The sequence below is a fragment of the Mesorhizobium sp. M7A.T.Ca.US.000.02.2.1 genome, from assembly GCF_003996995.1.
In the GTDB taxonomy this organism is placed as follows: Bacteria; Pseudomonadota; Alphaproteobacteria; order Rhizobiales; family Rhizobiaceae; genus Mesorhizobium.
Map to the genome: position 1 here is coordinate 1 of NZ_RZTT01000308.1, position 7395 is coordinate 7395.

Consider the following 7395-nt stretch of genomic DNA (forward strand, 5'->3'; position numbering starts at 1 on the left):
AAGGCGAGCAGAGCGGCGGTGGTTGCGAGGGTCTTCTTCATGGTAAGCACTCCGTGCTGTTTCACTTTCCGGACCGCCGCCTTGGGAAACGACAGCACCGGACGGCCTGAAACTGGAACGGAAAGCGCTCCCTCCGCAAATCACGTTGGGTGAATTTTCGCAAACAATATCATAGGCTTAATTCCGACATATTGCTTGTTGCCGACATCATTTCAGACCGCTTCGACTCCTCCAATGCCCACTTCTATCCGCGAAAAGAGTCGCTTAGCCGATTGTGACGGCGGCTTTGGATCGCCACGCGGCCGCTGCAATCAACCTCGAGCAGCATCACGAAACAGCCTGCTCACCGACCATCGACACAAATTTTGTTTCATGGTCAGAGGCGGACTATAGGCGTGACAAATACGGCTTCGACGGCTGACGGCTCAGCCCGCCTCGTCCTTCGCGCCGATCTTGCGCACAAGTGCCGCCGTCGCCAGCATCGCGCCCATGTCTGATATCATCGGCGCGACATGCGTGCTGTAATCGAGCGGCACCGAAATATCCGGCAGTTCGAAGAAGTTCTTCGTCTGCGGCAGCAGCAGGAACCCATCGCTGCCATTGAGCGCCACGCGGGCTGGGTCGTCCGGCCAGGTTTCGCCAAGCCATTTCAGTGCCTGCGCCAGCCGACCGCTCACCAGTGGCTGTGCCGCTCCGAGATTGTCGGTGCGGAACTCGTAGGCGGCATCAAGCGCCACGTCGCCACTGGACAACTCCTGCAGCTTGCTGGCGAACATGCCGCGAAAGAAACTGATGACGGCATTGGTCCGGCGCGTCGCCACCAATATGCCGGGGAACGGCGCGATGGTCTCGAAGGCGACGATGACGCCCTGGAAGGCGGTCGACGAGCCCTTGCCCGACCCTTCCCGCAGATGCGCCTCGTAGAGTTCAAACGGAAACCCTGCGTAGCGGCCCGCGACGATGTCGTCGAACGCCTGCCGGTTGAACGGACCAACCGCCGTGCGCGGCAACCGGTCGAATGAATTCGGCGTCACGCCATGCTGGTAGCGCATGTCGGCGATGAAGCCGAAGATGATCGGCAGCAGCGTCTCGCGGAACGATTGCTGCAGCCGCATCGCCGGTTTCCTGGCTTGGAAATAGAGCAGGATCGAAGCCGCGAAGCCGATCACATAGAGAAATACATGTGGCGTCGAGACCCATTGCTCGTTGGGGTCGGCGACCTTGTTGAACAGCCACGCGACCAGCACCACGGCCACCAGCACCAGCCCCACGAACACCGGCACCCGCCAGCGCACCTGCCGGACCGCCGAAGCCCTCGCCGCTTCATAGGCCTCGATGTCTTTCCGGATGCCGGCGATGACCGTTTCGCTCGGCATGAAATCCGCTGTTTCCACCGCTACCCCCGCAAGCCTCGACAAGTTCATGATAGCTGGTTTTGTTCGATGTATCGACTGCAGTGCCTCTTCAACAAATGTCCACGCCTGATTACCACGTGGTTCCCCCAATCCGTCGCTGCTTCGCAGCGCCACCTTCCCCCCCTCCGGAGGGAAAGGAAAGGAGCGTTGCTGGACGAGCGCTGACGGCAAAAAGCTTGGCGCCTTTCCTCTACCCCGTCGATCGGGGGAGAGGTGGCTCGGCGAAGCCGAGACGGAGTGGGGGTCGACCAGCGCAGCAAAAGACAAATGCATGCGCCAGCCATGGACCCCATAGGCAACGTCTCGTCACTTGCAGCACTAAGGAAAGATCGCTTTCAGTCGCCTCTCGACCTTGTCACGCACTCGGCCCTCCAAAGCCTTCACCAACACCAACCGCTCATGGTCGCCGGCGCGCAGGCGCATGAAGGGATGCAGCCGGTAAGACGCGATCGTCCCGCGCATACCGGCATCGGCACTGACATCGACAGTGAGGATAGACCCGATGCGGCCCGGCCATGGCTGGCGCGCAAAGGCGGTACCGAGGAAATCGCCGAGCCCATAGGCGACGATCGTCCCGTCGATCTTTTCCACCGGTTGAACGACATGGGCGTGATGGCCGGCGATCAGTCCGACGCCTTGCCCGGCCAGCCGCCTGGCCAGCGCTCGCGTCCCGTCGCGCGGAAAATGTCGGAACTCCCAGTCCCAATGCGGCACGGCGCAGAGAAGGTCTAAGCCATCGCGCGGCCAGCCGGCCGGATCGCTGTCCATCGACACCCGCCCGGCAAACAGTTTTTCATCGGCGTTGCGCCACAGCGTGAATGCGGCGAAGCCGATATCAAGCGATCCAACCTGGACCGGCACCACCGGACCGTCGGCGGCCAGGCCGATCGTGCGGATGCCGAGCCGCAGCAGCGCCGCGATTGTCTCGTCGAAACCGGCGACGCCCTGGTCGAGCACATGGTTGTTGGCCAGCGACAGCACGAGCCTCTCCCGCGCAATACCAACCGCCGCCAGCGCCTCGGCCAGAAACAACTCGCTCATCGCATGATGTGTACCGAGCCTCGTCCCCAGTACTGCGCTTGGTCTGTCCACCACAGGGCTTTCGCAATTGCCGATCACCAGATCAGCCGCGCCGAGCAGCGCCTTGATCGCCGGATCGCAGTCCGGCGCGCTGCGGTTGGCCACCGCCGAGATGTCGCCGACAAAGGCAAGCCGCATTGTCTGCCTTGGCGCTGAATCGATCAGCGTTTCCGCCATGGGCGCAAAGTCTTGCGCGTCGCCGGCCAGCGATGGCTTGAGGAAACGCGGCAGCCAGGACAGCTTGTAGGAAAGCGGATAGTTCGACACGCGATGCCCAATTGTTTGCCCTGTGTAAACCGTCCTCGCGGCGGGTTGAAGCGCAGCGTTGCAAATGGTGTATATTTGCGCGGCGCGACAAATATTGGGGGGATAAAGATGACACGACTGGCAGGCCTGCTGACATCCGCTTTCATTTTGCTCCTGCCGCTGTCTTCCGCGTCGGCGGCAATGCCCGAAGCGGCCACCCGACTGTTCGAGGCGAAGAGCGTGGCCGCGCGCGACGCTGCCCTGTCTATGCTGGAGACCGCCGCGCCAAAAGACCCGGCGTCCGCCTATGCGGCCGGGGCGGGCGAGTTCTTCACCGCACTGGAGATCCTGGCTACCGGCCTGCACCGTCATGGTTTCGAAAGCCCGCAATCCTTCATGCTGCCGCTGATGCGGTTGCCGGTGCCCGATAATCCCAATCCCGAGCCGCTGACTTACGAGCAGTTCCGCGCCATTCTGGTCGGCTTCCGCGACCGGCTGGAGAAATCCGCGGCAACGTTTGCGTCGGTGCCGCCCGATGCCGATATCGGCATGGCGATCGATCTCACCCGTGCGGGCATCGACCTCAACGAGGACGGCACCATTGCGCCGGACGAGAGCATGGCGGCGATCATTGCCGGGTTGTCACGCGGCGGCATTACATCGGACGATGCCGTTCCCACGCTCACCTTCCGTTTCGACCGCGCCGACGGATACTGGCTGCAGGGCTATGCCGAGTTCCTGATGGCGCAGGCCGATTTCTGGCTTGCGCATGATTTCAGGAGCACCTTCGACGGCTCGTTCCACATGCTGTTCCCGCGCGCCAAGCTGCCGTTGCAGGATATTCTGGTGCCGCCGGCCGGCGACATGGGCTCGAGCATCTTCTCCTCGGAATGGCGCATCGCCGATTTCATCTCGATGGTGCATCTCATCAACTGGCCGGTGATCGAGCCGGAGCGCCGTCAAGCAGCGCGCCGCCATTTGCTGGAAATGATCCGGCTGTCGCGCGAGGACTGGAAGGCGATCCGCGCCGAGACCGACAATGACCGCGAATGGCTGCCTGGCCCGCAGCAGAAGGGCGAGAACCCGCTCACCGGCCTCGAAGTCGGCGAGGAGCAGGTTCAGGCCTGGCTCGCCGCCCTGACCATGGCCGAGGATCTCCTGGAAGGCCGCAAGCTGCTGCCGCATTTCCGCGTCACCGCCGGCACAGGCCTAGGAATCAACATGAAGCGCTTCTTCGATGACCCAAAAAACTTCGATCTGGTGCTGTCGATCACCGGCCCGGCCATCGCGCCCTACCTCGAAAGCGGCGAACTCGTGACCAGCGACGATTTCGACCAGATCCAGCGCCAGTTCGGCGGCGGCGGGTTTTTGACGTTTGCGCTCTGGTTCAACTGAGGGCGGGCTGCTTCAGGCCCTTCCGCAGGGGAAATCTTGGCAAGACCGGCAACATTTTTACTGGAAGCAATCGCCTTTCCCAGGCGATGTCTGCTGGCAGTCACCTCACTGCAGATGCCGCGCCAAGGCGCTTCGCAAAAATTAGCAGCGGCTGTTTTGCTTGACTCGGCCGCCAAAAACAGGCAGCAAAACCAGGTCGGAAGGGCGACAACACCACTTTCCTGGCCGTGGACGAAGCCAAATTTGGCCCAAATCCACATCTCGTCGTTGGTTTTGAGAGGAATTGATTAACCAACTTTGTCCATATTTTGAAGCAATCGGCAACCAACTACAGACGCGGCAAACGCGTCGGGGACCACCTGGGATCACTCACAGAATGGTCGTCGCGGCTCTCAAGGCCACGTACGGGGAAACCGGTTGAAGCGAGATTGGTTGCATGGCGTTGTTGAGTACACACAAAAAAAACCGGGGACAGCGTGAGGGCGGCGAGTTCGTCGATGCTCCGCGTTCCTCTTCCTTCAACGCTGGCCGGGTGGCCCGCTGGGTCGCGCTGCCTTGCGCCAGCACCGCCATCGGCCTTTGGCTGATCGGCACCATGGCCGGCCTCAGTTCCGTCGGCGCCTCGCTGTCGGCGACTTCGGTTGGCTTGCCCCAGACGCTGTCCATGCCGGGATCGCTCGCACTTACCGATCCGCTGAAACAGCACTTTTTGAAAGCCCCCTTCGTGCTGGCCAATGCCAATGGCGGCACTCAGGCCCTGCATGATCATTCGGTGCAGTGCGGCGCCAGCTGTTTCAAGCTGGCCAGGGTAAGCTCGCAGGCGGAAAAATCCGAACGCCTTGTGGCGCAGGCAAAGCCGACGCCCGCCGCCGTGAAGTCGAAGGCGCAGGAGCGCTTTGAACGCATGGAAGCGTCGCTTTCGCCGATGAAGCTGGCCGCTGCCTTTGCCGACGCCGGAAAGCCCGTCCCCAGTGCCAACACCCGCCCGGTGATCTCCACCGTCGCACCGCGAATTGCCGAGGCGTCGTTGGTGCCCTCCGTCCAGGTCACGGCCAGCCTGTCCGACAACATGCCAGTTCCGGCGGCCGAACGTTTCGCCCGGCTGGATACCGGCTCGGTGGTCGTGCAGACCGCACCGCCGCCGATGGGCTTTGCCCAATCCGATACGCCTGACAATTCGCAGTTGGCCCTTGCCCTCGTGCAGTCGCTGCCGGTCGACGCCGAGGCGTTTGCCTCACCGCTGCCGATCGAGGAATCGTCAGCCGATACCGCGGTTTCGCCCGTCGAAACCCAGCAGGATCAACCCGGCGATGCCGCCTCGCTGCCGGACGCGCTGACCGACGACGTGCCGTTGCCGACCCGCCGCCCGCAATTCGACCCGCCGCAGCCCAAAATCGTCCAGCAGGAGCCTAAGTCCGTCCAGCAGCCCAAATCTGTTCAGCAGCCCAAGCCCGTCCAGCAGCCGAAGCAGGCACGCGAGACGGTCCAGCAGGCTCAGCCGGCAAAACCGACGCGGCAAGGCCGGCCGGCCGACGGCGGTGACGTTTTGGCCTATGCCAAGCCCGACACGCCTTCGGGCGGCCTTGGCAAGGCGTTCAGGAACCTGTTCAACTCGCCGGGATCCAGAAGCGGAGCCGGAAATGGCGTCGCCGTCTACGATATCAGCGCCGGCACCGTCTACATGCCTGACGGCTCGAAGCTCGAGGCGCATTCTGGCATCGGCGCCATGACGGACCAGCCGCGCTATGCCAACCAGAAGAACCGCGGGCCGACACCGCCCAACACCTATAATCTGTCGCTGCGCGAGTCGCGCTTTCATGGTGTGGAGGCCTTGCGCCTGACGCCGGTCGATGGCCGCAACAAATACAATCGCGACGGGTTTCTGGCCCATACGTATCTGCTTCGGGGCCGCTACGGCCAGTCGAGCGGCTGCGTCGCCTTCAAGGATTATGCGCGCTTCCTCGCTGCCTACAAGAAGGGCAAAATCAAACGCCTCGTCGTGGTGCCGCGCCTGAACGGGTCGGCTACGCAGGTCGCATCAGCCGCCAGGGGCGTGTAGCGACAAGAGGCTTGCGGGCGCACCTTCCCGCCTGCTCCTGACAGCCTGCTGTCAGGAGCAGCGCTGTCCGGCACGCCTCTCCCCACCGCGCTCTTTCCATTTTGGCCAGGAAATCCCATATTCGGGACATGGCCAAATCTCCCGATCAGAAAACGCCGCCGACGGCGAATGACGACCGCGCCGCGCCGAAGCGGCGCAGCCCGCTGACCGATTTCCTGGACGCTTCGGAACCGCTGCACAGAGGCGGCTTCGCCGAGATGCCGCAGCCGGAGCTCTCTGGCACGCCGCTGACCGGTTCGATCGCGGATTGGGCCGAGCAGATCGAGCAGGAGGCCGAAAAGGAAGGGCGTCTTGCCGGCAAGGGCGACGGCGGCAAGTCGCCGAAGCCGTTGAAGAAGATACCCGAGCGTTCAAGCTCGCCGGGACGCAGTTCGCGCGGCACCTCGATGGGTGGGGCGGCGACGGCGAGGGAGCGCACGGCAGCGGGCCTCAACCCAGTCGCGGGTCTCGACATTTCGCTGGAAGACGCCGAGACCATGGCTTCGGGCAGCGTCACCGCGACGGTAGCCGCCCTTTCGGCGTTGATCGAATCCGGCAATCCGCTGCACAAGGACGGTGTGCTGTGGACGCCGCATCGCCCCGCCCGCCCGGAAAAATCCGAAGGTGGCATTGCCATCAAGATGGTTTCGGATTTCGAGCCGGCCGGCGATCAGCCAACCGCGATCAAGGATCTGGTCGAAGGCGTCGACAACAACGACCGGACCCAGGTGCTGCTCGGCGTCACCGGCTCCGGAAAAACCTTCACCATGGCCAAGGTGATCGAGGAGACGCAGCGCCCTGCCTTGATCCTGGCGCCGAACAAGACGCTGGCGGCGCAGCTCTATTCCGAGTTCAAGAAATTCTTCCCGGAAAACGCCGTCGAGTATTTCGTCTCCTACTACGACTATTACCAGCCGGAAGCCTACGTCCCGCGCACCGATACCTTCATCGAGAAGGAATCCTCGATCAACGAGCAGATCGACCGCATGCGCCACTCGGCGACGCGTTCGCTGCTCGAGCGCGACGACGTCATCATCGTCGCCTCGGTGTCCTGCATCTATGGTATCGGCTCGGTCGAGACCTACACGGCGATGACCTTCCAGATGCAGATCGGCGATCGGCTCGACCAGCGCGCGCTGCTCGCCGATCTCGTCGCCCAGC

The 7395-nt window shown here is 63.0% G+C and carries 5 protein-coding genes; 3 read left to right on the top strand and 2 right to left on the bottom strand.

Annotated elements, in window-relative coordinates:
- Positions 1–425: 425 nt before the first annotated feature.
- Positions 426–1376 (bottom strand): hypothetical protein, encoded by a 951-nt coding sequence (locus tag EOD15_RS24385; protein WP_245463756.1) that lies wholly within the window; start codon positions 1374–1376, stop codon positions 426–428.
- Between the two features lie 357 nt (positions 1377–1733).
- Positions 1734–2762 (bottom strand): CapA family protein, encoded by a 1029-nt coding sequence (locus tag EOD15_RS24390; RefSeq protein WP_127322915.1) that lies wholly within the window; start codon positions 2760–2762, stop codon positions 1734–1736.
- A gap of 108 nt (positions 2763–2870) precedes the next feature.
- Between EOD15_RS24390 and EOD15_RS24395 the strand changes: the two genes are divergently transcribed.
- The 3 genes from EOD15_RS24395 to EOD15_RS24405 form a co-directional block, all read left to right on the top strand.
- Positions 2871–4136, top strand: coding sequence for a hypothetical protein (locus EOD15_RS24395; protein ID WP_127408907.1), 1266 nt, complete (start codon positions 2871–2873; stop codon positions 4134–4136).
- A gap of 436 nt (positions 4137–4572) precedes the next feature.
- Positions 4573–6195, top strand: a complete 1623-nt coding sequence (locus EOD15_RS24400; protein WP_127408908.1) for a DUF2778 domain-containing protein — start codon at positions 4573–4575, stop codon at positions 6193–6195.
- 128 nt (positions 6196–6323) lie between these two features.
- On the top strand, positions 6324–7395 hold a 1072-nt coding region (locus EOD15_RS24405; RefSeq protein ID WP_127408909.1), incomplete at its 3' end, for a DEAD/DEAH box helicase family protein.